The sequence below is a fragment of the Pseudomonas protegens CHA0 genome (genome assembly GCF_000397205.1).
Lineage (GTDB): Bacteria > Pseudomonadota > Gammaproteobacteria > Pseudomonadales > Pseudomonadaceae > Aquipseudomonas > Aquipseudomonas protegens.
The window spans coordinates 63600-88021 of sequence record NC_021237.1 but is presented as its reverse complement, the minus strand read 5'-3'; the positions used below and the strand labels follow the sequence as shown (position 1 = coordinate 88021).

The following is a 24422-nucleotide window of genomic DNA, read 5'->3' as shown; positions in this document are numbered from 1 at the left end:
GCTCCTCAACCAGCTTCCACCCGGTTACGGCCGGCATCCTTGGCCCGGTACAGCGCCTGATCGGCTCTTTTGATCACCAGATCGCTGCGATCACCGGCCTTGAACGCACTCAGCCCGACGGACACGGTGATGGTCACCGGCTCGCCCTTGAAATGGAACGGGCACGCCTCGATTGCCGCGCGCAAGGCTTCCACAATGCGCACGCCCACCGGCCAGGGGGTGTTGGGCAGCAGCAGAACAAACTCCTCGCCACCGAAACGTGCGATGAAATCGCTGCCTCGCAGGCGTTTGCGCAGTACGTTGGCGATGATCTTCAACACCTTGTCACCGGCCAGGTGACCGTAGTTGTCGTTGATCCGCTTGAAATGATCGAGATCGAGCATGGCCAGCAGCAGGCTGTTGCCATGTTGTTGCCATTGGCCGACTTCATGTTCCAGGCGTTCGCTCCAGGCAGCCCGGTTGGGCAGGCCGGTGAGCGGATCGATCAGCGCCTTCTGCCGCTGCTCTTCCAGGTGCTCACGGTAGCCCTGGGCTTCCTGCTCCATGCTCGAAACCCGCTCCGCCAGGCTTTGCAGGCGGGCGGCCACTTCCCGTTCACGCTCGTCGCGCTGCTTCTGGTGGTGGTCCATGGTGCCCAGCAGGCCCTCCAGGTGGCTTTCCAGCACTTGCTTGAGGTCATCCAGGTCGGCGGCCTCCTGCACGCTGCTTTGCAGGCCGTCGACCTGTTCACGGATCTGGCTGTCCATGGCCCGTGCTGCCGAACTGCTGTCGGCATGGCCGTCGCTGGCCGCCTGCAGGTTGCTCTGGAAGGCCTCCAGGCGCTCGTTGAGCTGCTTGAGGTAGGTCTCGAACTCATGCTGGCCAGAGTCGGTGATGGCCAGCATCAACACCGCCAGATCGTCGAGGATCGGCAGCAATTCGTACCAGTTCAACCCATGCTGCAGACGATCGCGCATGGCCTCGGCCTGTGGCCGGTGGCGCTCCGGCAGGCTCAGGTCGTCGAGCAGCCCCAGCAAGGTGTGCTCGATGTGCTTGGCCACCGAACTGTAGGAGGGCTCGGGCGAATCCGGCAGAGCGTAGAGCACATCGTGCTCCGACTGCTCCGGATCGATGGCGGCCAGGGCCTCGGCCATGACTGCCGGCAGGGGCAGGCTGTCCAGCAGCACTGCCGGGGAAACCGTCGGCAGGGGCACCAACTCGTCGGGATTGAGCGCGGCTTCGGCAACAGGCGCGAGCGGCGAATCGGAAGCGGCGACCACCCCGGGATCAACGTGCGCTTGTGGCTCCGCGACAGGCGAAATGGTGGCTTGAGGTTCGACCTCGATAGCGGGTACAGGCTCGGCGGGCGCCTCCTGCACCAGTACCGGAGGCACGAACGCCACCACCGGGGCCGGAGCGGGCACTGCAGCAACCTCCGGCTCGTCGCTGGCAACCGGCTCAGGTTCGAGCTGCGCTTCGGGCTGTGCCGTGGCGGGCGCGGCAGGCGCCGAAACCGCCTCAGGCAAGGCCTGGGTCGGCGTCTGATAGTGCTCGCGCGCGCCATCCTCCGGTGCTGGGGCTTCCTCGGCTTGTGGATGAGCCTCAGCCGCGGCTGCCGGGAGCGGCGGATTCGTCGCAACAGCTTCCTCCGCCGGGGCTGGCGTCTCGCTCGCCTCGCGGCTGCCGAACAGGCGCTGCAACAGGCTTGGGCGGTCGGGTTCGGCCGGGGTTTCCAGCTGGCTCAGGGCCTTGCCCTGCAGGCTGCTCAGTTCGCCGAGCAGCAAGGGAATTTCCCGCGCCTGGCCAACCCGGCCATCCAGTTGCTTGGCAAAGGCTTTCAGCGGACGGCTGACCTCCCGGGGCAGGGGCAGGGACTGCAACTGGCTGACCAGCGCCGTCAGCGCGCTGCTCATCTGCTCGACCCGGGTTTCCCGCCGCTGCTCGGAGTCCAGCACGGCTTTTTCCAGACGCGGCAGAAGGGCAGCAAGTCCGGCGTCCATGTCGTCGGTGCGTACCACCTCGCGCATTTCCTTCATGCACTGGTCGACCGCGCGATCGGTGCCCTCCGCCGCCAGGGTGCTGCGTACCAGGCCACGACGCAGCAAGTCGAGACGGGCCGCCCATCGGCGTTCGAGCTTTTCCTGCTGTTCGATACTTTTGAGGTATTTCTCTTTCCAGCGATTGGCGTCGTCGCTCATTCATCGGTTCCGCGAGGGGCAGGACTCAACGCGGGCAATGCATCAGCCGTGAGCGAACCCGGCAGACGAATCTCTACCGCGACCGGCAGGTGATCGGATATGGGTTGGGCCAGGACCTCCACGCGCTCCAGGGTCAGGCTGGGGCTGAGCAGAATATGGTCCAGGCAACGTTGCGGACGCCAGCTGGGAAAGGTCGCCTGCAGTTGCGGCGCCAAGAGGCTGAGGTCCCTTAGAGGGGAATGCTCCAGCAGGTCGCTGGCATGGGTGTTCATGTCCCCCATCAGCACCTGATGCTTGTAGCCGCCGATCAACTCGCGGATGTACGCCAGTTGCCGGGTTCGGGTGCGGGCACCGAGCGCCAGATGCATCATCACCACCACCAGTGCCTCGGGACCCTCGCCAAAACGCACGAGGATCGCGCCGCGCCCCTTGGGGCCAGGCAGCGGGTGGTCTTCGATGGCCCAGGGGCGCAGGCGGCTGAGCACGCCATTGCTGTGCTGAGCCAGGCGTCCCAGGTTGCGATTGAGCTGTTGGTACCAGTAGGGGAAGGCGCCCAGTTGGGCCAGGTGTTCCACCTGATTGACGTAGCCGGAGCGCAGGCTGCCGCCATCGGCCTCCTGCAGGGCCACCAGGTCGAAATCGCCAAGCAGGTTGCCGATTTTCTGCAGATTGTCGGCACGCCCATGATGGGGCAGCAGGTGCTGCCAACCACGAGTCAGGTAATGGCGATAACGTTCGGTGCTGATACCGACCTGGATATTGAAACTGAGCAAGCGCAGACGACTGTCTGCCGGCAGGCCGGACGACGCCAAATGGTGCTCGTTGACCTGCGGATCATGCAGGCCAACGATGCGTTCCGAGCTCCAGCGCGGCATGGCGGCGGGCGCTTACTTGGCTGCGCGCTCTTTGGCGATCAACTGGTCAGCCACGCTCAGCGCGCCTTCAGGACCACCGGCGGTGCCCAGGTCGAAACGATACTTGCCGTTGACCACCATGGTCGGTACGCCGGTGATCTGGTAGGCCTGGGCCTTTTTCTTGGCGTCTTCGACCTTGCCTTTGACGGCGAAGGAATTGTAGGTGCTCAGGAACTTGTCCTTGTCGACGCCTTCGCCAGCCAGGAACTCGGCCATCTCTTCAGGAGTAGCGAGCTTCTTGCCGCCATGGATGGCTTCGAATACGGCCTTGTGCACCTTGTGCTCGACACCCATGGCTTCAAGGGTGATGAACAGCTGGCCATGGATGTTCCAGATACCGCCGAACATGGCCGGGATACGGACGAAGTTGACGTCGGCCGGGAGTTTTTCAGCCCAAGGATTGATGGTGGGTTCGAAAGCGTAGCAGTGCGGGCAGCCATACCAGAACAGCTCAACCACTTCGATCTTGCCTGGCACGGCAACCGGAACGGCGCTGCTCAACTCGACATATTGTTTACCGGCTTCAAGCGGTTCGGCCGCTTGAGCGGTCACGCCAAACAGGCTGGCGGTGACGAGTGCGGCGCTGAGAATCAGATTACGCATGCTTTACTCCTGGACAATTTTGGCGCCTCGCTCGACCTGAATTCGGCCAGGTCTTGGCGGGCTTGAGTTCGCTAGTGTAGCGGCAGACGCCATAAAAAAGGGCGGCCTGAGCCACCCTTTATGCTTGCACCGTCAGATTAATCGATCATTAACGTTGCCGTGGCTTAGCACCTTGGGCAACGCTGATCGAGCCGGCCTCAGTGCAGGCCCTGAATATAGCTGGACACCGCTTCGATGTCTTTGTTGCTCAGCTTGCCAGCGATGCTGCGCATCACCAGGGTATCGCCGTCGTTGGTACGGTTGCCTTCGCGGAAGTCGGTCAGCTGCTTGGCCACGTACTGTGCGTGCTGGCCGCCCAGATGGGGGAAGCCGGCTGCTGCGTTACCCGCACCGTTTGGCGAGTGGCAACCGGTGCAGGCAGGCATGCCCTGGTCGAGCTTGCCGCCACGGAACAGTTCTTCACCACGGGCCACGACTTTAGGATCTGCTGCGCCGACGCTGCCTTTCTGGCTGGCGAAGTAGGCGGCGATGTCAGCCAGGTCCTGATCGCTCAGGTTGGTCAACAGGCCTGTCATCTCCAGCACCTGGCGCTTGCCGGACTTGATATCGTGCAACTGCTTGTTCAGGTACTTTTCCCCCTGACCCGCCAGCTTGGGAAAGTTTGGCGCCATGCTGTTCCCATCAGGGCCGTGGCAAGCACCACAGACTGCGGCTTTCGCCTGACCGGCAGCAGCGTCGCCTGCGGCATGGGCGACACCTGTGATGCCCAAGGTCAACAGCAGACTCACGAGTAATTTGTTCATCAGCTAATCCAACTACGGCTAAGGGTTAAGAGTTATGGACCGGGATCACTCGCTCATCCAATGGATGATGACTCGGTAATCCTCGGCACTGCAGTCCATGCACAAACCACGCGGCGGCATCGCCTTGAAACCCTGGGTCACGTGTTGCACCAGCGTCTCCATACCTTGCGCCAACCTCGGCGCCCAAGCTTCCTGGTCGCCCTTGCGGGGCGCCGTGGGTAGTTGGCCGGAATGACAAGCCCCACAAACACGGTTGTACACAGCTTCCGGATCCTGTGTAGCCTGAGCGCCGTAAAACGGCATCAAGACACCGGCAGCTAGCAGCCATTTCGTCATAAAACGACCTTTTCAGGGTTGAGAGCGTGGTGCGTTCTAATGCGCATTCAAGGTTTATCGCTCTCGTGAACTTCATCCTACGCTGGGACAAAGCGCACACAAAATCTGCGGCATTATATACTGGCGTTACTGAAACGGAAATGACACCGCTCGCCGCGTCCACTCTCGGCATCGCCCCAATCGGAAATCCCATGCAACTCAAGAACCCCATCCTCGGTCTGTGCCAACAGGCTACGTTCATGCTCAGCGCCGCCAAAGTCGATCAATGCCCTGACGATGAAGGCTTCGAAGTGGCCTTTGCCGGGCGTTCCAACGCCGGCAAATCCAGCGCCCTGAACACCCTGACCCACGCCAGCCTGGCACGCACCTCGAAAACTCCGGGTCGCACGCAGTTGTTGAACTTCTTCAAGCTAGACGACGATCGCCGTCTGGTCGACCTGCCGGGCTACGGTTACGCCAAAGTGCCAATCCCGCTCAAGCAACACTGGCAGCGTCACCTGGAAGCCTACCTGGGCAGCCGCGAGAGCCTTAAGGGCCTGATCCTGATGATGGATATCCGTCATCCCATGACCGACTTCGACCTGCTGATGCTGGACTGGGCGGTCGCCAGCGGCATGCCGATGCACATCCTGCTGACCAAGGCCGACAAACTGACCTACGGCGCGGCCAAGAACACCCTGCTCAAGGTGCAGTCGCAGATCCGCAAGGGCTGGGGCGAAGCCGTCACCATCCAACTGTTCTCGGCCCCCAAGCGCATGGGCCTGGAAGAGGCCTACACCGTGCTGGCGGGCTGGATGGAACTGGCCGACAAAGGCGCCGAAGCCGAGGCCTGAGAGACGTAGGGAAAATTGCCTGGGGGATGATCAGGCAAGGCAAAAGCGCGGTGCGAAAGCGAAGTTTACTGGCTGTAAATGAGCATTTCGCGCCGCGCTTTTAACGCCGCATGATCATTTCCCAGGCGGTTTTCAGGCAAAAAAAACCCCGGACTTCGTATGGGGAGGGGGAAGTTCGGGGTTCAAGTTCTAGACCGCTAGGGCGGGGTCCAGATATCTGCCAACACTTAACACAACATAGGAGCATCGAAGGGCTTCACCAGCCATTCAGTAACTCTGAGTGGGCGTTCACCTATTTAGTTCCGGCCGGTTGCAAAAACTATTGGCAATAATCGATGAAATTTTCGGTGCTAATAGCTCTTCGCTAGTTTTTGCCGCGACACTATGCCGCGGCAAAAACACCTGAAAAGTGCCCTTAATGGGCCTCATCCCAGTTATTTCCCACCCCCACTTCCACCAATAGCGGCACATCCAGGGTCGCGGCACCGCTCATGTGCCCGCGAATTTCCTCACGAACCTGGTCCACCAGGTCCTCGCGCACTTCCAGCACCAGTTCGTCGTGCACCTGGAGAATCACTCGGGCATCCAGCCCCGAGGACTCCAGCCAGTTGTCCACGGCCACCATGGCTTTCTTGATGATGTCTGCCGCGGTGCCCTGCATCGGCGCATTGATCGCGGTGCGTTCGGCGCCGGCGCGCTCCTGTGGCTTGTTGGAGTTGATCTCCGGCAGGTACAGGCGGCGACCGAAGATGGTCTCGACATAACCCTGGTCCGCGGCCTGGGCGCGGGTGCGGTCCATGTACTCGCGAACCCCCGGGTAACGCGCGAAGTAGGTGTCGATATAGGCCTTGGCCTGCTTGGTATCGACACCGATGTCCTTGCCCAGCTTCTGCGCGCCCATACCGTAGATCAGGCCGAAGTTGATGGCCTTGGCGCTGCGGCGCTGATCGGAAGTGACGTCCTTGAGCTCGACCTTGAACACCTCGGCCGCCGTGGCGGTGTGCACGTCCAGGTTGTTGCGGAAGGCGTTGAGCAAACCTTCATCGCGGGACAGGTGCGCCATGATCCGCAACTCGATCTGCGAATAGTCCGCTGCCAGCAGCTTGTAGCCTGGCGGCGCGATGAAGGCCTGGCGAATGCGCCGGCCTTCAGCGGTACGTACCGGAATGTTCTGCAGGTTCGGATCGCTGGAGGACAGCCGGCCGGTGGACGCTACCGCCTGATGATAGGAGGTATGAATGCGCCCGGTACGCGGGTTGATCTGCTCCGGCAGGCGGTCGGTATAGGTGCTTTTCAGCTTGCTCATGGAACGGTACTGCATCAGCACCCGCGGCAGCGGATAGTCGTCTTCCGCCAGCTTGGCCAGCACCTCTTCAGCCGTGGATGGCTGGCCCTTGGCAGTCTTTTTCAGCACCGGCAGGCCGAGCTTGTCGTAGAGGATGCTGCCCAGCTGCTTGGGCGAGCCCAGGTTGAACTCCTCGCCGGCGATCTCGAAGGCTTCGCGCTCCAGGGCGACCATCTTGTCCCCCAGTTCGATGCTCTGCACTCCCAGGAGCTTGTCGTCCACCAGTGCTCCCTGGCGCTCGATGCGCGCCAGGACCGGCACCAAAGGCATTTCGATATCGGTGAGCACGCTGGCCAGGCTCGGTATCGCGGTCAGCTTGTCGAACAGGACCTGGTGCAGGCGCAGGGTCACGTCGGCATCTTCCGCGGCGTAGGGGCCGGCCTGCTCAAGGGGAATCTGGTCGAAGGTCAACTGCTTGGCACCCTTGCCGGCGATGTCCTGGAAACTCACAGTGCTGTGGTCCAGGTACTTCTGCGCCAGGCTGTCCATGTCATGGCGGGTGGCGGTGGAGTTGAGCACGTAGGATTCGAGCATGGTATCGAAGGCCACGCCGCGCACAGTGATGCCATTGGCCTGGTCGCCGCCGATGGCACAGTTGGCCAGGATGTTCATGTCGAACTTGGCGTGCTGGCCGACCTTGAGCAGCTTGGGATCTTCCAGCAAGGGCTTGAGGGCCAGCAGTACGCTGTCGCGATCCAGCTGTGCCGGCGCGCCCATGTAAGAGTGGGCCAGGGGAACATAGGCCGCTTCGCCGGCCTTGACCGAGAAGGACAGGCCCACCAGTTGCGCCTGCTGCGCATCGATCCCGGTGGTTTCGGTATCGAAGGCAATCAGCTTGGCGCCCTTGAGCTTCTCCAGCCAGGCATCGAAACGCTCCTGGTCGAGGATGGTTTCGTACTGCAGCTCCAGCGGAGCTTGCTCCACAGCCTGCGGCGGCGGCACGGCGGCGGGTGCCGCCTCAGCGCCGCTGAGCTCGACACGCTTGGCATCGCGCTGCAACTCGTCGAGCCAGCTCTTGAACTCCAGCAGGCTGTAGAGCTCCACCAGCTTCTCGCGGTCCGGCTCGCCCAGGTGCAGGTCGTCGAGCCCGACATCCAGCGGCACGTCGACCTTGATGGTCGCCAACTGATAGGAGAGGAAGGCCATTTCCTTGTGTTCTTCGAGCTTGGCCGGCAAGGTCTTGGCCCCGCGGATCGGCAGGGTCGGTACGATATCGAGCTGTTCGTACAGCTCCTTCAACCCGCCATTGACCCCGACCAGCAGGCCGGAAGCGGTCTTCGGACCAATGCCCGGCACCCCGGGAATGTTGTCGGAAGAGTCGCCCATCAGCGCCAGGTAATCGATGATCTGCTCGGGAGCGACGCCGAATTTCTCCTTCACGCCTTCCACATCCATGCTGCTACCGGACATGGTGTTGACCAGGGTAATGTGCCCGTCCACCAGCTGTGCCATGTCCTTGTCGCCAGTGGAAATCACCACCGGACGATCCGCCGCGGCGCTGCTGCGGGCCAGGGTACCGATCACGTCATCGGCCTCGACCCCTTCCACGCACAGCAGCGGGAAGCCCAGGGCGATCACGCTGGCGTGCAGCGGCTCGATCTGCACCCGCATATCGTCTGGCATGCTCGGGCGGTTGGCCTTGTATTCGGCGTACATGTCATCGCGGAAGGTCCCGCCCTTGGCATCGAAGACCACCGCGAACGGGCTGTCCGGGTACTGTTTGCGCAGGCTCTTGAGCATGTTCAACACGCCCTTGACCGCGCCGGTAGGCAGGCCTTTGGAGGTGGTCAGCGGTGGCAGCGCGTGGAACGCGCGGTACAGATATGAAGAACCGTCCACCAGGACGAGGGGGGCTTGGCTCATGAGCGGGATCAACCTTTTCGGCGGGTCCGGCGCTAGAATAGCGGGACCGTTGACGACAAAGGGACAAGGTTATCATGCGCACACTAAATCGCTTGCTGCTGACCGGCTTGATTGCAATCGCTCCATTGGCCGCGATCGCCGCAGAAGATGCGCCATCAGCGGACCCGGAAGTAACCATTCGCACGGAAGGCGACAAGACCATCCAGGAATACCGGCAAAATGGCTTCCTGTATGCCATCAAGATCACGCCAAAGGGCGGCAAACCCTACTTCCTGGTGCGTGCCGATGGCTCGGACGGCAACTTCATCCGTTCGGATCAGCCGGATATGCTGATCCCTTCGTGGAAAATCTTTGAGTGGTAAACCACTCCGACTTCAACTCAATGGCGCTGGCTGGATAGCAGCGCCCGTACTGGCAGTTTTTAACCATGTCTGTGTTCACCCCCCTGGCTCGGCCCGAGCTGGAAACCTTTCTCGCCCCGTATGGGCTCGGCCGCCTGCTTGATTTCCAGGGGATCGCCGCTGGTAGCGAAAACACCAACTTCTTCATCAGCCTGGAACGGGGCGAGTTCGTCCTGACCCTGGTGGAACGTGGCCCGGTCCAGGAAATGCCGTTCTTCATTGAACTGCTGGACGTGCTGCACCAGGCCAACCTGCCAGTGCCCTATGCCCTGCGCACCACCGACGGCGTCGCCCTGCGCGAACTGGCGGGCAAGCCGGCGCTGCTGCAACCGCGGCTGGCGGGCAAGCACATCAAGCAGGCCAACGCCCAGCACTGTGCCCAGGTCGGTGAGCTGCTCGGCCACCTGCACGTGGCCACCAAGGACCACATGATCAAGCGCAAGACCGATCGCGGCCTGGACTGGATGCAGGAAGAGGGCAGGCAACTGCTGTCGCACCTGGCCCCCACGGCCCAGGACCTGCTGCAACGGGCCCTGGATGAAATCGCCGCTCAGAAGGTGAAGATCCTCGCCCTGCCCCGGGCCAACATCCACGCCGATCTGTTTCGCGACAACGCCATGTTCGAAGGCACCCACCTGACCGGCCTGATCGACTTCTACAACGCCTGTTCGGGACCGATGCTCTACGACGTGGCGATCGCCCTGAATGACTGGTGCTCCGACGATGAAGGCGTACTCGACGGCCAACGGGCCCGAGCCCTGCTGGGCGCCTACGCGGCGCTGCGCCCGTTCACTGCGGCAGAGGCCGAACTCTGGCCGACCCTGCTGCGGGTGGCCTGCGTGCGCTTCTGGCTATCGCGGCTGATCGCCGCCGAGAGCTTCGCCGGGCAGGACGTGCTGATTCACGATCCGATGGAGTTCCAGCAGCGCCTGGCGCAGCGGCAACAGGTCAGCATCGCGCTGCCGTTCGCCCTGTAAACGCTTCGCGGGCAAGCCCGCTCCTACAGAGATGCGCTCAACCTGTAGGAGCGGGCTTGCCCGCGAAAGCCATCGCGCAACAATCCCCGCTTAAAGCTGCTCCAGGCAGCCCGCCAGATCATTCCCCAACTTCTCCAGCACCTGCTCATAGCCTTGAGCGGTTGCCGGCGTGTAACCGCCCAACGCATCCAGCTCCGCCAGTTTCACCGGCAGGCCGGCCACCAGGGTTTCCGCCAGGCGCGGGCGCAGGGGCGGCTCGCTGAACACACAGGTCTTGCCCACCTGCTGCAAGCGCGCGCGCATGGCGGCGACGTGCTGGGCCCCCGGCTGGACTTCCGCTGCCACGCTGAACACCCCGGCGTGCTTGAGGCCGTAGGCGTCCTCGAAGTAGTCGAAAGCTTCGTGGAACACGAAGTAAGGCTTGCCGGCGATCCCCGCCAGGCGGGCTTTTAAGCGAGCATCCAGGGCATCCAGACGCTCGCTGAACGCCTTCAGGTTGTTCTGGTAGCGGGCGGCATTGGCCGGGTCGGCGGCGCTCAAGTCCGCGGCCATGCGGGTGGCGATCACCCGGGCATTGATCGGCGACAGCCAGAGGTGCGCGTCCAGGGTGCCGGGGCGATGATCATGGTCATGTTCGTCGGCATCTTCAGCGTGGGAGTGGCTATCTTCGGCAAAGTGCCGGAGTCTCATGCCCGGCAGGTCCTGTACCGCCACCGAGGGCAGGCTACGGCCCTTCAGCACCCGCGGCAGGAAGCCTTCCATGTCCGGGCCGATCCAGTACAGCAGGTCCACACTCTGCACCTTGCGCACGTCCGAAGGGCGCAGCGCGTAGTTGTGCGGGGAAGCTCCGGGCGGCAGCAAAACCTCGGGAACCGCCACGCCATCCTGCACGGCGGCGGCAATCAGTTGCAGCGGCTTGATGCTGGTCAGCACCCGCACTTCGGCCTGGGCCGAGCCGATCGCGAACAGGCTGAAGGTAAAAGCGACAAAAAGGCGAAAAAGTCTGGGCACGATGGACACTCGAGGAGGCGAGAACGGGTAACATAATAACGTCTCTCACAAACCTCGTCGCCGCTCATGCCTAAAACACCCCTTGCCAGCCGTCCACACGACCACTCTCACTGCGTACACAGCGCACTGTCTGAGGCCGACGCCCTGTGCGCACGGCAAGGCCTGCGCCTGACCGCCCTGCGCCGGCGGGTGCTGGAGCTGGTGTGGCAAAGCCACAAGCCCCTGGGGGCCTACGACATCCTGGCCGTGCTCAGCGAGCAGGACGGCCGTCGCGCCGCCCCGCCAACGGTTTACCGGGCGCTGGATTTCCTCCTGGAAAACGGCCTGGTGCACCGCATCGCCTCGCTCAATGCCTTTGTCGGCTGCAACCACCCCGAGCACGCGCACCAGGGCCAGTTCCTGATCTGCCGCGAATGCCACGCCGCCATCGAGCTGGAACAGAAATCCATCAGCGACGCCATCATCAGCAGCGCCCGCGACGTCGGCTTCGTGGTCGAGGGCCAGACCGTCGAAGTGGTCGGGCTCTGCTCGGGCTGCCAGGGGGCTTGATGAGCAATGCGTTGATCCGCCTCGAGCAGGTCGGGGTGACCTTTGCCGGGCAGAACGTGCTGGAGAACATCCAGCTCAGCGTCGAACCCGGCCAGATCGTCACCCTGATCGGCCCCAATGGCGCCGGCAAGACCACGCTGGTGCGCGCCGTGCTCGGCCTGCTCAAGCCCGACACCGGCAGTGTCTGGCGCAAGCCCAAACTGCGGGTGGGCTATATGCCGCAGAAGCTTCATGTGGACCCGACCTTGCCGCTGTCGGTGCTGCGCTTTCTGCGCCTGGTGCCGGGAGTGGACCGTACCCGGGCGCTGGCAGCGCTCAAGGAAGTAGGTGCCGAGCAGGTGATCGACAGCCCGGTGCAGAGCATCTCCGGTGGCGAGATGCAGCGCGTGCTGCTGGCCCGGGCGCTGCTGCGCGAGCCGGAGCTGCTGGTGCTCGATGAACCGGTGCAAGGCGTCGACGTGGCCGGCCAGGCCGAGCTCTACAGCCTGATTACCCGCCTGCGCGACCGTCACGGCTGCGGCGTGCTGATGGTCTCCCACGACCTGCACCTGGTGATGAGCACCACCGATCAGGTGGTCTGCCTCAATCGCCACGTCTGCTGCTCTGGCCACCCCGAGCAGGTCAGCGGCGACCCGGCCTTCGTCGAGCTGTTCGGCAAGAACGCACCGAGCCTGGCGATCTACCACCACCATCACGACCATGCCCACGACCTGCATGGTTCGGTCGTCACCCAGCCCGCTTCGGGCCACGCCCATGTCCATGGAGAAAACTGCAAGCATGGCTGATTTTCTGCTCTACGCCCTGCTCGCAGGCCTGGCCCTGGCGGTGGTTGCCGGCCCCTTGGGGTCCTTCGTGGTCTGGCGTCGCATGGCCTATTTCGGCGATACCCTGTCCCACGCCGCGCTGCTCGGCGTGGCCCTGGGCTTTCTGCTGGATGTCAGCCCGGCGGTAGCGGTCACGGTCGGCTGCCTGCTGCTGGCGGTGCTACTGGTGACCCTGCAACAGCGCCAACCCCTGGCTTCCGACACGCTGCTGGGGATTCTTGCACCCAGCACCCTGTCTCTGGGCCTGGTGGTACTAAGCTTCATGCATGAAGTGCGAATCGACCTGATGGCCTATCTGTTCGGTGACCTGCTGGCGATCAGCCCGGGCGACTTGGCGTGGATTCTCGGCGGTAGCGCGGCGGTGCTGTTGCTGCTGGTGGCGTTGTGGCGCCCCTTGCTGGCGATCACCGTGCACGAGGAGCTGGCCAGGGTCGAAGGCCTGCCTGTGGCCTCGCTGCGCCTGGCGCTGATGCTGCTGATCGCCGTGGTGATTGCCGTGGCCATGAAGATTGTCGGGGTGTTGCTGATCACCTCGCTGCTGATCATCCCGGCCGCTGCGGCACAGCGTCACGCCCGCTCGCCGGAGCAGATGGCCCTGGGCGCCAGCCTGCTGGGCATGCTCGCGGTGTGCGGCGGGCTGGCGCTGTCCTGGTTCAAGGACACACCGGCCGGGCCGTCGATCGTGGTCACCGCCGCCACACTGTTTCTGCTGAGTTTTGTTCTGCCCCGTCGAGGGGTGTAGACTTGCTCGCTTTTTGCGCAATTAGAGAGTCGCAGGAATGAAGCCGTTCGCCTCCCGTTATCTGCTCCTTGTCGCATTTTCCCTGCTACTGGGAGCCTGCCAAAGCACGCCACCAGCGGCCACCGAGGTCCCTGATGCACGGGCCACGGCCATCGCGCAGCTGGAACAAAACATCGCCAGCAGCGAACTGGCCACCGCGGAAGATCAACTCAGTGCCTTGCAGGCGCAGACGCCCGACGACCCGCAACTGGTGCAGTACCAGCGGCAGTTGGCCGAAGCCTATCTGCAGCGCAGCCAGATCGTCCTGCAGAAGGGCGATGTGAACGCCGCAGCCACGGCCCTGAGCCGTGCCCGGGCACTGATGCCCAAGGCTCCGGCGCTGACCGGTGGGGTCAACAATGCCATTGCCCACGCCCGCAAGGCGGAGCTGGACAAGGCCGAAGCCGCCCTGAAGGCCGCCGAAGCGCGGCCTGCGGCCAAGCTGATCGATCCGACCGCCGATAGCACCACCGTCGCCTTGAACGTCACTGATATCCGCAAGCTGCGGCATCAACTCGATGCCCTGGCCGCCGATGTGGTGAACTACCAGTGCGACGTGAGCATCCAGGTACCACGCACCGAGGATTACCCCTGGCTGTCGACCCTGCTCGGCAAGCGGGTGAAGAAGCTCGACCCGGACTTTGAACAGAAGATCAGTCGGCAAATCGTGCGCCATGTACCGGCGCAGATGGTGCTGACGCCGCGCAAGGCGCAGTAAAGCCTTCGCCGGCAAGCCGGCTCCTACACGGAGCAGGCTTGTCGGGGAAAGTGTGTTCAGGCCGGGATTGCCTTGGCCTTTTCCTCTCGGCTCCAGACCCGATGTTGCGCGATGGCGGCAATGAATGCCTTCAGCGCCTTGGCATCGGCCCCCACGATCAAGCCTTCATCCGCCTCCAGCCGCAGGCTGTGCAACAGCTCCCGGGCATCGCCGTGCAGGGCAATCGCCTTGAGGTGCTTGTACGCCTCCAGCAAGTAATGCAGGGCCACGCCATTGCCGCTCAAGGCCTTGATCGACTGCGCACCTCCGGGCACGAACACCGCATCGAAGGCCACCGATGGCAAGCCCTCCATGGACGCATCCACCGGCAGGCTCTTGCCGTCTGCCGTGGTGACCGGCGCCGAGGTCGGCCCCAGTAGCTTGGCGTGTGCCCCTTCGGCCTTGAGAGCCTTTTTCAGCGCATCGATCGCTGCACCATCGACGCCGTTGGCCGCCAGAATCGCCACCTTCCGGGTTTTGATATTGCCCGGCAACAGGTTCGCCTGGCTCAGGGCCGGCGAGCGCGAGAGCGAAGTCTTGCGCTCCGCCACCGTGGCTTTCTTCGGCGCCGCCAGCCCGAGGTTCTCGGCCACTCGCGCGGCCAGTTGCAGGTCGATGTTGGCCAGAATCTCGTTGACCTGGCGTTCGCGGATCCATTCACGTTCCACCTTGCCCAGCTCAAAGCTGTAGGCGGCGATGATGTGCTCCTGCTCGTGCTTGCTCATGCTCTTGTAGAACAGCCGCGCCTGGGAGAAATGGTCGCTGAACGATTCGCTGCGCTGGCGGATCTTGTGCGCATCGATACGCTCGTTGTAACTCTCGAAGCCGCCATCCTCGGCCGCCGGTGGGGTTTCCCGGGGCCAGCCGCCGTCGATGGAATTGGGCTCATAGGAGGCCCGGCCCTTGTCCAGGGTGATGCGGTGCATGGCGTCGCGCTGGCTGTTGTGGAAGGGCGCCAGCGGCCGATTGATCGGCAATTCGTGGAAGTTCGGCCCACCCAGGCGGCTGATCTGGGTATCGGTGTAGGAAAACAGCCGCCCTTGCAACAGCGGGTCGTTGGAGAAGTCGATCCCGGGCACTATGTGCCCCGGGCAGAAGGCGACCTGCTCGGTCTCGGCAAAATAGTTGTCCGGGTTGCGGTTCAGCACCATCTTGCCCAGGGGCGTGATCGGCACCAGCTCCTCGGGGATCAGCTTGGTCGGGTCGAGGATGTCGAAATCAAAGTTGTGCTCGTCTTCCTCGGCGATGATCTGTACGCCGAACTCCCACTCCGGGTAATCCCCGGCTTCGATCGATTCCCACAGGTCGCGGCGATGGAAGTCGGTGTCCTTGCCCGCCAGCTTCTGCGCTTCATCCCAGACCAGCGAACAGGTACCCACCGTCGGCCGCCAGTGGAACTTGACGAAGCTCGACCGGCCCTGGGCGTTGATCAGGCGAAAGGTATGCACGCCAAAGCCCTGCATGGCCCGCAGGCTTTTCGGAATGGCCCGGTCTGACATGGCCCAGATCACCATGTGCGCCGATTCCGGCTGCAGCGAGACAAAGTCCCAGAAGGTGTCATGGGCCGAGCCGCCGGTGGGTATTTCGTTGTGGGGTTCGGGTTTCACGGCGTGTACGAAATCGGGGAACTTGATCGCGTCCTGAATGAAGAACACCGGCATGTTGTTGCCCACCAAGTCGAAGTTGCCTTCGTCAGTGAAGAACTTCACCGCAAAGCCGCGCACATCACGCACGGTGTCGCCAGAGCCTCTTGGCCCCTGGACCGTGGAAAAGCGTACGAACACTGGTGTTTTCTTCCCCGGATCACGCAGGAAACCGGCCTTGGTCAATGCCGAATGGTTGTCATAGCTCTGGAAGTAACCATGGGCACCCACCCCTCGGGCATGCACGATGCGCTCGGGAATCCGCTCATGGTCGAAGTGGGTGATCTTCTCCCGCATGATGAAGTCTTCCAGCAGCGAAGGCCCACGAGCACCGGCTTTGAGGGTGTTCTGGTTGTCGGCGATCTTCACCCCCTGGTTGGTCCGCAGGGCCTGCCCGGTGGCGTCGGAGCGGAACGTCTCCAGGCTCTTGAGCTTGCTGTTGCTGTTGCCGCGGTCCAGGGTGTCGGTCCCGGCCATCTGGCTTTTTGGGGTATCGGGCTTCTTCGTGCTCATCAGGCAAAACTCCTCGTTGGCGAAATCCCTGGCGTGCCGGGGCTTCGTGGGCAAAGGCCTCCAGGCACGGCACCTGGCGGCTTTCGAGTGACTTAAGTAGTGACTGACGAGAAGGTGCGGGCGTTCCTTTTTTATGACCTTTGATCGCGTTATTGCCAAATGGCAGGATGATTGCGAAATAAATGCTAAGAACCTCTATACGGACAGGCTAAAATGCGCGCCCGGCTAACCGCTGATCCTTTTCTAACGCGCCCCACAAGGTTCGCTACGTGATCGAGTTTCAAAACGTCCATAAAACCTACCGGGTCGCCGGTAAGGATATTCCCGCCCTGCACCCGACCAGCCTTCGGGTCGAGAATGGCCAGGTGTTCGGCCTGATCGGCCACTCCGGTGCGGGTAAAAGTACTCTGCTGCGCCTGATCAACCGCCTGGAAAACCCCAGTGGCGGCACCATCGTCGTCGACGACGAAGACGTCACCGCCCTGGACGCCAGTGGCCTGCGCCGCTTCCGCCAGCAGGTCGGCATGATCTTCCAGCACTTCAACCTGCTGTCGTCCAAGACCGTGGCCGACAACGTCGCCCTGCCCCTGACCCTGGCCGGCGAGCTGTCGCGCAGCGACATCGACCGCCGGGTGGCCGAGCTGCTGGACCGGGTCGGCCTGGCCGACCACGCGAAGAAATACCCGGCGCAGCTGTCCGGCGGCCAGAAGCAGCGCGTCGGCATCGCCCGCGCCCTGGCCACCAAGCCGAAGATCCTGCTGTGCGACGAGGCCACCAGTGCCCTGGACCCGCAGACCACCGCCTCGGTCCTGCAACTGCTGGCCGAGATCAACCGCGAGCTGAACCTGACCATCGTCCTGATCACCCACGAGATGGACGTGATCCGTCGCGTCTGTGACCAGGTGGCGGTGATGGACGCCGGCGTGATCGTCGAACAGGGCCCGGTGGCCGACGTGTTCCTGCACCCCAAGCACCCGACCACCCGGCGCTTCGTCCAGGAAGACGAGCAGATCGACGAGAACGAGCAGCGCGACGACTTCGCCCACGTACCGGGGCGCATCGTGCGCCTGACCTTCCAGGGCGATTCCACCTACGCGCCGCTGCTGGGCACCGTGGCCCGGGAGACCGGGGTCGACTACAGCATCCTCGCCGGACGCATCGACCGCATCAAGGACACCCCTTACGGGCAACTGACCCTGGCCATCACCGGCGGTGACATGGAAGCGGCCTTCGCCCGCTTCACCGCGGCCGATGTCCACATGGAGGTGCTGCGCTGATGGATACCTTCTTCGCCAACATCGACTGGCTGGAAATCTGGCTGGCCACCGGCGACACCCTGATGATGCTCGGCGGCTCGCTGCTGTTCACCGTACTGCTGGGCCTGCCACTGGGCGTGCTGCTGTTCCTCTGCAGCCCGCGCCAACTGCTGGAGCAGAAGTCGCTGTATGCGCTGCTGTCGCTGGTGGTCAACATCCTGCGTTCGCTGCCGTTCATCATTCTGCTGATCGTGATGATTCCCTTCACCGTACTGATCACCGGCACATCGCTGGGGGTTGCCGGGGCCATTCCACCGCTGGTGGTCGGCGCCACGCCGTTCTTTGCCCGGCTGGTGGAAACCGCCCTGCGCGAAGTGGATCGCGGCATCATCGAGGCCACCCAGTCCATGGGGGCCAGCACCCGGCAGATCATTACCAATGCCTTGCTCCCGGAAGCCCGCCCGGGCATCTTTGCCGCTATCACCGTGACTGCCATTACCCTGGTGTCCTACACCGCCATGGCCGGCGTGGTGGGGGCCGGTGGCCTGGGCGACCTGGCGATCCGCTTCGGCTACCAGCGCTTCCAGACCGATGTGATGGTGGTGACCGTGGTGTTGCTGCTGGTGCTGGTCCAGGTTCTGCAAACCGTCGGCGACAAGCTGGTGGTGCACTTTTCCCGCAAATAAAATTGCCGGCCCAGGCCGGCAGGCGCCCGGGGTCGGGCGACTTACAAGGAGCTTGTTGGATGAAAAAACTACTCGTCGCTTTCGCAGCCGTTGCCGCGTTCTCCGCGCACGCCGCCGAAACCCTGACCGTGGCCGCCACACCAGTGCCCCACGCCGAGATCCTGGAGTTCGTCAAACCGGCCCTGGCCAAGGAAGGCGTGGACCTGAAGGTCAAGGTCTTCACCGACTACGTGCAGCCCAACGTGCAAGTCGCCGAAAAGCGCCTGGACGCCAACTTCTTCCAGCACCAGCCCTACCTGGATGAGTTCAACAAGGCCAAGGGCACCAAGCTGGTGAACGTTGCCGGTGTTCACGTCGAGCCCCTGGGTGCCTATTCCAGCAAGTACAAGCAGCTCTCCGAACTGCCGGGCGGCGCCACCGTGGTGATCCCCAACGACGCCACCAACGGCGGCCGCGCGCTGTTGCTGCTGGACAAGGCCGGCCTGATCAAGCTCAAGGATTCCAACAACATCCTGGCCACCATCAAGGACATCACCGAGAACCCCAAGGACCTGAAGTTCCGTGAACTGGAAGCTGCCACCATCCCGCGCGTGCTGACCCAGGTCGACCTGGCGCTGATCAACACCAACTATGCCCTGGAAGCCAAGCTGGATCCTTCCAAGGACGCCCTGGTGATCGAAGGCAAGGATTCGCCTTACGTGAACATCCTGGTGGCCCGTCCTGACGACAAGGATTCGGACGCCATGAAGAAGCTGGTCGCGGCCCTGCACAGCCCTGAAGTGAAGCAGTTCATTCTCGAGAAGTACAAAGGCGCCATCGTGCCGGCGTTCTGATCGGTTGCAGAAACACAAACGGGGCGCCTTGGGGCGCCCCGTTTCGTTGTAGCCGCTGCCGAAGGCCGGGATAAGGCGCCCAGCGTCTTCCGAGGGCCTCAGGAGCGCGTCCTCTTCGAGGCCGATCGCAGCCTGCGGCAGCGGCTACAGGGTTCGGCGGTTCGGCGGTTCGGCGGTTCGGCGGTTCGGCGGTTCGAGCATGTAGCGTTATTTGCGCTGCAGCATCACCGGCAGTTGGGCCACCAGCTTCTGGTTGTTCAACGGAGCACGGATGAAACCGCGCTGGGTACCGTCCGGGCCGATCACCGCCAGGTTGCCGCTGTGGTCCACGGTGTAGTTGGGCTTGCTGGTATCGGCCGGGATGAAGGGAATGCTCACGGCGTTGGCAAGCTTCTGCAGGTCTTCCACCGAGGAGGCGGTCAGGCCCTTGAAGTCCTTGTCGAAGTAGCCCAGGTACTGCTTGAGCTGCTGCGGGGTATCACGGTTGGGGTCGACGCTGACCAGGACCACCTGCAGCTTGTCCACCGCTTCCTTGGGCAGCTCGCTCTTGATCTGCCGCAACTGCGCCAGGGTGGTGGGGCAGATGTCCGGGCAGAAGGTGTAGCCGAAGAACAGCAGCGACCATTTGCCCTTCAGCTCGTCGATCACCACTGGCTGGCCGTCCTGGTCGACCATCTTCACCGCAGGCAGGGTACGGCTTTGCGGCAGCAGGATGATGCCCGCATCGATCAGTGCAGTGGGGTCGCCCTGACCCTTGCCGGACAGTACTTTGTTGACGGTAAGCCCCAGCACCAGGGCCACCAGGGCAACGAGAATAAAGACGGTTTTCTGAGTTCGAGTCATAGGATCAACAATAGGTAGTGGTCTACGAGCAGGGCGATGAACAGCAGGAACAAGTAATAAATAGAGTACTTGAAGGTGTTGATCGCCGCGTGCGGCCGAGTGCCACGGTACAGCACCCAGGCCCATTGCAGGAAGCGCCCGCCCAGGGCCAGGGCACACACCAGGTACAGCACGCCACTCATGTGGATGACATAGGGCAGCAAGCTCACCGCCAGCAGGGCAAAGGTGTAGAGCAGGATGTGCACCTTGGTGTAGTGCTCGCCATGGGTGACCGGCAGCATCGGGATATCGGCCTTGGCGTACTCCTCTTTGCGGTGGATGGCCAGGGCCCAGAAGTGCGGCGGGGTCCAGGCGAAGATGATCAGCACCAGCAGCAGCGGTTCTGCGCTCATGTGCCCGGTGGCGGCGACCCAGCCCAGCAACGGTGGAGCCGCGCCGGCCAGCCCGCCGATCACGATGTTCTGCGGCGTCGCGCGCTTCAGAAACCCGGTGTAGACCACCGCATAGCCCAGCAGCGAGGCCAGGGTCAGCCAGGCCGTGAGTGGATTGGTGAAGGTCAGCAGCAGCGCCTGCCCGGCTAGCGCCAGGAGCAGGGCAAAGGCCAGCGCCGCTCGTGGCGATACCCGGCCTTCGGCCAGGGGCCGCTTGTGGGTCCGGGCCATCAGCGCGTCGATGCGCCGGTCCACCACATGGTTGACCGCCGCCGCCCCGCCCGCGCACAGGGCAATGCCCAGGTTGCCGAACACCAGCACGGTCCACGGAACCCCAGCGCGGGTGGCGAGGAACATGCCCACCAGCGAGGTGATCAGCATCAGCACCACCACCTTGGGTTTGGTCAGCTCCAGGTAATCGCGCCAGATCGCCTGGGGATGCTGACGTTCGCTGATCAGAGTCGCCATGGCATCTCTCCTTTGATGGTGATGGGACCCGCCATCTGTTTACGCGGGCTGAGCCGCCAGCCCAGGGGCAGGCGATCCCGGGCCCGTACCAGGCTGGTACGGGCGTGGTAGTTGACCAGCACCAGGGTCAGCAGCAGCGCCGCCCCCCCGGCGTTGTGGGCCACGGCCACCGGCAGTGGCAAATGAAAGAACACGTTGCTCAGGCCCAGGCTGACCTGCGCCCCCAGCGCCACCAGCACCAGCCCGGCCAGGCGGGTCATGCCGGTCTGCCGCAGCTGCCAGGCCAGGCCCAGCAACACCAGGGTCACCAGCACCGCGCCGATCCGGTGGGTCATGTGGATGGCGGTGCGGGCATCACTGTCCAGTTGCCCGCCCAGGTAGTTGGGGCCGATGTGCTGGGTCAGGTGGAAGCCGTTGGCGAAATCCATGTTCGGCCACCACTGGCCATGGCAGGTGGGCAAGTCGATACAGGCCACCGCCGCGTAGTTGGAACTGACCCAGCCGCCCAGGGCGATCTGCCCGATCACCAGCACCAGCCCGGCGGTAGCCCAGTGCTGCAAGCGCCGCGGCACGATCAGCGCCGGCAATACCCCGGACAGGCGCAAGGTCAGCAGGAACAACAGGCTCAGGGTGGCGAAACCGCCCAGCAGGTGCGCGGTGACCACTTGCGGCCAGAGCTTGAGGGTCACCGTCCACATGCCGAAGGCCGCCTGGGCGAACACCACTGCCAGGAGGAACAGCGGCAGCTTCAGGGGCTGCCCCGGATGCCGGCGATGGGTCCAGGCCCGGGCCGCCAGGAGCACGATCAGCAGCCCCAGGGTACCGGCGAAGTATCGGTGGATCATCTCGTTCCAGCCCTTGTGGGCCTCCACCGGGGTATCGGGAAAATGCAGCTCGGCATGGGCCAACTGGGCTTCGCTTTTCGGCACGCTGATAAAGCCGTAGCAGCCGGGCCAGTCCGGGCAGCCGAGGCCGGCATGGGTCAGCCGGGTGTAGGCGCCGAGCAGCACCACGATCAGGGCCAGCAAGGTGGCAAACAACGCGAGGCGAAATCCAGGTTTGGCCATGACGATGCCCTTATCCGATGTTCGACAGTTTCAGCAGGTGGCGCAGGTCGTTGAGCAGGTCCTTGCCCTTGACCCGGGCGTCATAGCGCAGCACCAGGTTGCTGTGGGGGTCGACGATCCACAGCTGCGGCGCCTCCTTGTCGTTGGCGCCCTTGGTGAAGGTCGCCAGGTCCAGGGGGTAGCGTTGCAGTTGCGGGTATTCACGCTGCAGCTTGGCTTCGTATTCGGCGCTCAGGGGCCGGGCGCTGGCCAGGGCATGGCTGGCCCGCGAGGCATCACGGCCCAGGGCGATCTGGATCTGCCGCGCCAGGTACACCAGTTGCTGGCAATCCACTGCGCACTCCCCGGGCGCGGTGACCAGAACCTGCCAGCGATCCTCCTCGGCCTGCACGCCGATCTGGGCGCGGGTCTGGCCATTGCCGATCAGCTCGCCGTGATAACTGCGGCTTTCCGGTACCCAGAACTGCAGCTTGTACATGCCGGTGGCAAGGATCATCGGGCCGATCACCATCAGCAGGATCAGCACCAGTTGCCAGCGGCCGCGCCGCCGGTTGGGCGCCTGGGCGTCAGAGATGTTGGGTGGATTCATGGCCGTTCCCATGGCGTTTCTCCCGAGTGTTGTGCCAGCCGAAATAGAGATAGAGAGCGAACAGCGCCAGGGCCATGGCGAACCACTGCACCGCATAGGCCTGGTGTTTTTCCGGGCCCATGGCGACCACCGGCCATTCGGTCAGGTAGGCACCCGGGCCCGACTCCAGGCGCACTTCATGGTCGAAACCGCTGCGGCCCAGCTCGGCCCAGAGCGCTTGTGGCGCCACGGCGGTAATCAGCCGCGGCCAGATCGCACCGCTGGGGTCGGCGTGCAGCTGGAATGCCGCGCCCGGGGAAACGTAGACCCAGGCATCCAGGCTCAGGCTCTGCTGCGGGGTGCTGAATACGGGAGGCGTGCGCCGGTCGGGCCAGGGCAGCCAGCCGCGGTTGACCAGCAGCCAGCGACCGCTGGCCTGGTCGAGGAAGGGTTGCAGCAGCTCGACCCCGACCTTGCCGTCATGCAGGCGGTTATCCATCAACAGGCTGTGGTCGGCATCGAAATGACCGTGCAGGCGTACCCGGCGAAAAGCCGGATCCTCGCTGGCCAACAGCTCGAACAGGGCCACCGGCTCCGCCGCACGGCGCTCGGCGTAGCTGGCCAGCAACTGGCGCTTCTGCTCGCCCCGGCCCAGTTGCCAGAAGCCCAGGGCAACCAGCACCGGCAGCAGCAAAAGCACCACCAGGGTCGGCCCGATGCCCGGCCGGAAGCCCTTCATGGCTGGCCTGCAAGGCTGAGAAATCCACTCGCTATACTGCTGTACATCGCGTTTCCCCCGGAGTCCCACCATGCTCAAAGCAGCCATCGTCCTGATGCTGATTGCCACGGTTGTCAGCCTGTTCAGCGGCCTGTTCTTTCTGGTCAAGGACGACAGTTCATCCAAGCGCCTGGTGACCTCACTGAGCATTCGGGTCGCGCTGGCCGTGGTCACCGTCGGCTTGATCGCCTGGGGTTTCTTCAGCGGCCAGCTGGTCTCCCACGCGCCCTGGTAGGGCGCCTCAGAGCACGTAGACGAAAACGAACAGGCCGATCCAGACCACGTCGACGAAGTGCCAGTACCAGCTGGCGGCCTCGAAGCCGAACTGGTGCTCGGCGTCGAAATGCCCGCGCATAATGCGCATCAGCATCACGAACAGGATCAGGGTGCCAATGGTCACGTGGGCACCGTGGAAACCGGTGAGCATGAAGAAGGTGGCGCCGTAGATCCCCGAACCCAGGGTCAGCCCCAGCTCGTGGTAGGCATGGATGTATTCCTCGGCCTGAAAGCCCAGGAAGGCGCAACCCAGCAGCACCGTCAGCGCCAGCCAGATCTTCAGCGCGCCGCGATGGCCTTTCTTCAAGGCGTGGTGGGCGATGGTCACGGTGACGCTGGAACTCACCAGCAGGATGGTGTTGAGCAGCGGCAGGCCCCAGGGGCTGATGGTGCCCTTGGGCGGCGGAAAGAGTTTCGGGTCGGGGTTGTTGAGCAGCGGCCAGACGAACTCGAAGTTCGGCCACAGCATGTGGGCGATGCCCTTGTGCCCCTCACCGCCGAGCCAGGGCCCGGACATGTGCCGCACATAGAACAGCGCACCGAAGAAGGCCATGAAGAACATCACTTCGGAAAAGATGAACCAGCTCATGCCCCAGCGGAACGAGCGATCGAGCTGGGCGCTGTAGAGCCCGGCGCGGCTTTCCTTGACCACCGCACCAAACCAGCCGAACAGCATGTAGGCCAGCAGCAGGCCGCCGACGAAAAAGATCAGCGGGCCGTGGGATTCCGGTCGCGCAGCCTTGAGGTCGTTGAACCAGATACCCAGGCCCACCACGGTGACGAACATGCCCACCGTTGCGATGATCGGCCACTTGCTCTGGGCGGGAACGTAATAGTGCTCATGAGTCGCCATGGGTTGTTCTCCTTATCGGGCACGCTAGATCGT

The 24422-nt window shown here is 63.5% G+C and carries 25 protein-coding genes; 11 read left to right on the top strand and 14 right to left on the bottom strand.

The features are described 5' to 3' along the window. Nucleotides 1–5: 5 nt before the first annotated feature. The 5 genes from PFLCHA0_RS00450 to PFLCHA0_RS00430 all read right to left on the bottom strand — a co-directional run bounded on the left by PFLCHA0_RS00450 (nucleotide 6) and on the right by PFLCHA0_RS00430 (nucleotide 4833). A complete protein-coding gene (locus PFLCHA0_RS00450) occupies nucleotides 6–2177 on the bottom strand; it encodes a GGDEF domain-containing protein (protein WP_015633655.1) in 2172 nt (723 codons plus the stop codon). Next, complete coding sequence (locus PFLCHA0_RS00445; protein ID WP_011058474.1) at nucleotides 2174–3052, bottom strand: endonuclease/exonuclease/phosphatase family protein; 879 nt, start codon at nucleotides 3050–3052, stop codon at nucleotides 2174–2176. Before PFLCHA0_RS00445 ends, PFLCHA0_RS00450 begins: the two co-directional genes overlap by 4 nt. A gap of 12 nt (nucleotides 3053–3064) precedes the next feature. Next, nucleotides 3065–3694: a thiol:disulfide interchange protein DsbA/DsbL gene (locus PFLCHA0_RS00440; RefSeq protein WP_011058473.1), complete on the bottom strand. Its 630-nt coding sequence runs from the start codon at nucleotides 3692–3694 to the stop codon at nucleotides 3065–3067. A gap of 197 nt (nucleotides 3695–3891) precedes the next feature. Continuing rightward, nucleotides 3892–4497: a c-type cytochrome gene (locus PFLCHA0_RS00435; RefSeq protein WP_011058472.1), complete on the bottom strand. Its 606-nt coding sequence runs from the start codon at nucleotides 4495–4497 to the stop codon at nucleotides 3892–3894. Between the two features lie 45 nt (nucleotides 4498–4542). Further along, nucleotides 4543–4833: a c-type cytochrome gene (locus PFLCHA0_RS00430; RefSeq protein WP_015633654.1), complete on the bottom strand. Its 291-nt coding sequence runs from the start codon at nucleotides 4831–4833 to the stop codon at nucleotides 4543–4545. Nucleotides 4834–5024: 191 nt separating this feature from the next. On the opposite strand from PFLCHA0_RS00430, the gene yihA reads away from it, so the two are divergent. Further along, entirely contained in the window at nucleotides 5025–5666 is a 642-nt protein-coding gene (gene yihA, locus PFLCHA0_RS00425) for a ribosome biogenesis GTP-binding protein YihA/YsxC (protein WP_011058471.1), read from the top strand. Nucleotides 5667–6081: 415 nt separating this feature from the next. Here the strand turns inward: yihA and polA are convergent, their stop codons facing one another. Further along, nucleotides 6082–8874: a DNA polymerase I gene (gene polA, locus PFLCHA0_RS00420; protein ID WP_015633652.1), complete on the bottom strand. Its 2793-nt coding sequence runs from the start codon at nucleotides 8872–8874 to the stop codon at nucleotides 6082–6084. Nucleotides 8875–8948: 74 nt separating this feature from the next. On the opposite strand from polA, the gene PFLCHA0_RS00415 reads away from it, so the two are divergent. Together PFLCHA0_RS00415 and PFLCHA0_RS00410 are read left to right on the top strand one after the other, a co-directional pair. After that, nucleotides 8949–9236 (top strand): DUF2782 domain-containing protein, encoded by a 288-nt coding sequence (locus tag PFLCHA0_RS00415; RefSeq protein ID WP_011058469.1) that lies wholly within the window; start codon nucleotides 8949–8951, stop codon nucleotides 9234–9236. 65 nt (nucleotides 9237–9301) lie between these two features. Then, complete coding sequence (locus PFLCHA0_RS00410) at nucleotides 9302–10252, top strand: homoserine kinase (RefSeq protein WP_015633651.1); 951 nt, start codon at nucleotides 9302–9304, stop codon at nucleotides 10250–10252. A 90-nt stretch (nucleotides 10253–10342) separates the two neighbouring features. Here PFLCHA0_RS00410 and PFLCHA0_RS00405 read toward each other — a convergent pair whose 3' ends face one another. After that, nucleotides 10343–11263 carry a zinc ABC transporter substrate-binding protein gene (locus PFLCHA0_RS00405; RefSeq protein WP_041751896.1) on the bottom strand — a complete coding sequence of 307 codons (921 nt, stop codon included), beginning with the start codon at nucleotides 11261–11263 and terminating at the stop codon, nucleotides 10343–10345. A 66-nt stretch (nucleotides 11264–11329) separates the two neighbouring features. Between PFLCHA0_RS00405 and zur the strand changes: the two genes are divergently transcribed. Genes zur through PFLCHA0_RS00385 form a run of 4 tightly spaced genes read left to right on the top strand, consistent with a single transcriptional unit; the run spans nucleotide 11330 to nucleotide 14135 of the window. Further along, complete coding sequence (zur, locus tag PFLCHA0_RS00400; RefSeq protein ID WP_011058466.1) at nucleotides 11330–11812, top strand: zinc uptake transcriptional repressor Zur; 483 nt, start codon at nucleotides 11330–11332, stop codon at nucleotides 11810–11812. Then, nucleotides 11812–12597, top strand: a complete 786-nt coding sequence (gene znuC / locus PFLCHA0_RS00395) for a zinc ABC transporter ATP-binding protein ZnuC (RefSeq protein ID WP_011058465.1) — start codon at nucleotides 11812–11814, stop codon at nucleotides 12595–12597. Before zur ends, znuC begins: the two co-directional genes overlap by 1 nt. Then, nucleotides 12590–13378, top strand: a complete 789-nt coding sequence (gene znuB / locus PFLCHA0_RS00390; protein WP_011058464.1) for a zinc ABC transporter permease subunit ZnuB — start codon at nucleotides 12590–12592, stop codon at nucleotides 13376–13378. Before znuC ends, znuB begins: the two co-directional genes overlap by 8 nt. Nucleotides 13379–13415: 37 nt before the next feature. After that, nucleotides 13416–14135 (top strand): PA5502 family lipoprotein, encoded by a 720-nt coding sequence (locus PFLCHA0_RS00385; RefSeq protein WP_015633649.1) that lies wholly within the window; start codon nucleotides 13416–13418, stop codon nucleotides 14133–14135. Between the two features lie 56 nt (nucleotides 14136–14191). Here PFLCHA0_RS00385 and katE read toward each other — a convergent pair whose 3' ends face one another. Then, nucleotides 14192–16384 carry a catalase HPII gene (gene katE, locus PFLCHA0_RS00380; RefSeq protein WP_225368716.1) on the bottom strand — a complete coding sequence of 731 codons (2193 nt, stop codon included), beginning with the start codon at nucleotides 16382–16384 and terminating at the stop codon, nucleotides 14192–14194. Between the two features lie 215 nt (nucleotides 16385–16599). Between katE and PFLCHA0_RS00375 the strand changes: the two genes are divergently transcribed. From PFLCHA0_RS00375 to PFLCHA0_RS00365, 3 genes are read left to right on the top strand one after another with little or no spacing between them, the layout of a single operon-like run. Beyond that, nucleotides 16600–17607, top strand: a complete 1008-nt coding sequence (locus PFLCHA0_RS00375) for a methionine ABC transporter ATP-binding protein (protein ID WP_011058461.1) — start codon at nucleotides 16600–16602, stop codon at nucleotides 17605–17607. Beyond that, nucleotides 17607–18272, top strand: coding sequence for a methionine ABC transporter permease (locus PFLCHA0_RS00370; RefSeq protein WP_011058460.1), 666 nt, complete (start codon nucleotides 17607–17609; stop codon nucleotides 18270–18272). Before PFLCHA0_RS00375 ends, PFLCHA0_RS00370 begins: the two co-directional genes overlap by 1 nt. Before the next feature lie 59 nt (nucleotides 18273–18331). Then, nucleotides 18332–19105: a MetQ/NlpA family ABC transporter substrate-binding protein gene (locus PFLCHA0_RS00365; protein ID WP_015633648.1), complete on the top strand. Its 774-nt coding sequence runs from the start codon at nucleotides 18332–18334 to the stop codon at nucleotides 19103–19105. Between the two features lie 207 nt (nucleotides 19106–19312). Here PFLCHA0_RS00365 and PFLCHA0_RS00360 read toward each other — a convergent pair whose 3' ends face one another. From PFLCHA0_RS00360 to PFLCHA0_RS00340, 5 genes are read right to left on the bottom strand one after another with little or no spacing between them, the layout of a single operon-like run. Next, entirely contained in the window at nucleotides 19313–19948 is a 636-nt protein-coding gene (locus tag PFLCHA0_RS00360; protein ID WP_015633647.1) for an SCO family protein, read from the bottom strand. Continuing rightward, nucleotides 19945–20847, bottom strand: a complete 903-nt coding sequence (gene cyoE / locus PFLCHA0_RS00355) for a heme o synthase (RefSeq protein ID WP_015633646.1) — start codon at nucleotides 20845–20847, stop codon at nucleotides 19945–19947. Before cyoE ends, PFLCHA0_RS00360 begins: the two co-directional genes overlap by 4 nt. Then, entirely contained in the window at nucleotides 20835–21914 is a 1080-nt protein-coding gene (locus PFLCHA0_RS00350) for a COX15/CtaA family protein (RefSeq protein ID WP_015633645.1), read from the bottom strand. The genes cyoE and PFLCHA0_RS00350 overlap by 13 nt, the downstream gene beginning before the upstream one ends. A 10-nt stretch (nucleotides 21915–21924) precedes the next feature. Then, nucleotides 21925–22515 (bottom strand): hypothetical protein, encoded by a 591-nt coding sequence (locus tag PFLCHA0_RS00345; protein WP_015633644.1) that lies wholly within the window; start codon nucleotides 22513–22515, stop codon nucleotides 21925–21927. Continuing rightward, nucleotides 22481–23221 carry an SURF1 family protein gene (locus PFLCHA0_RS00340; RefSeq protein WP_041751894.1) on the bottom strand — a complete coding sequence of 247 codons (741 nt, stop codon included), beginning with the start codon at nucleotides 23219–23221 and terminating at the stop codon, nucleotides 22481–22483. The genes PFLCHA0_RS00345 and PFLCHA0_RS00340 overlap by 35 nt, the downstream gene beginning before the upstream one ends. A gap of 70 nt (nucleotides 23222–23291) precedes the next feature. On the opposite strand from PFLCHA0_RS00340, the gene PFLCHA0_RS00335 reads away from it, so the two are divergent. Further along, entirely contained in the window at nucleotides 23292–23495 is a 204-nt protein-coding gene (locus tag PFLCHA0_RS00335; RefSeq protein WP_011058453.1) for a twin transmembrane helix small protein, read from the top strand. 6 nt (nucleotides 23496–23501) lie between these two features. Here PFLCHA0_RS00335 and PFLCHA0_RS00330 read toward each other — a convergent pair whose 3' ends face one another. Further along, a complete protein-coding gene (locus tag PFLCHA0_RS00330; protein ID WP_015633642.1) occupies nucleotides 23502–24389 on the bottom strand; it encodes a cytochrome c oxidase subunit 3 in 888 nt (295 codons plus the stop codon). Nucleotides 24390–24422: the final 33 nt, after the last annotated feature.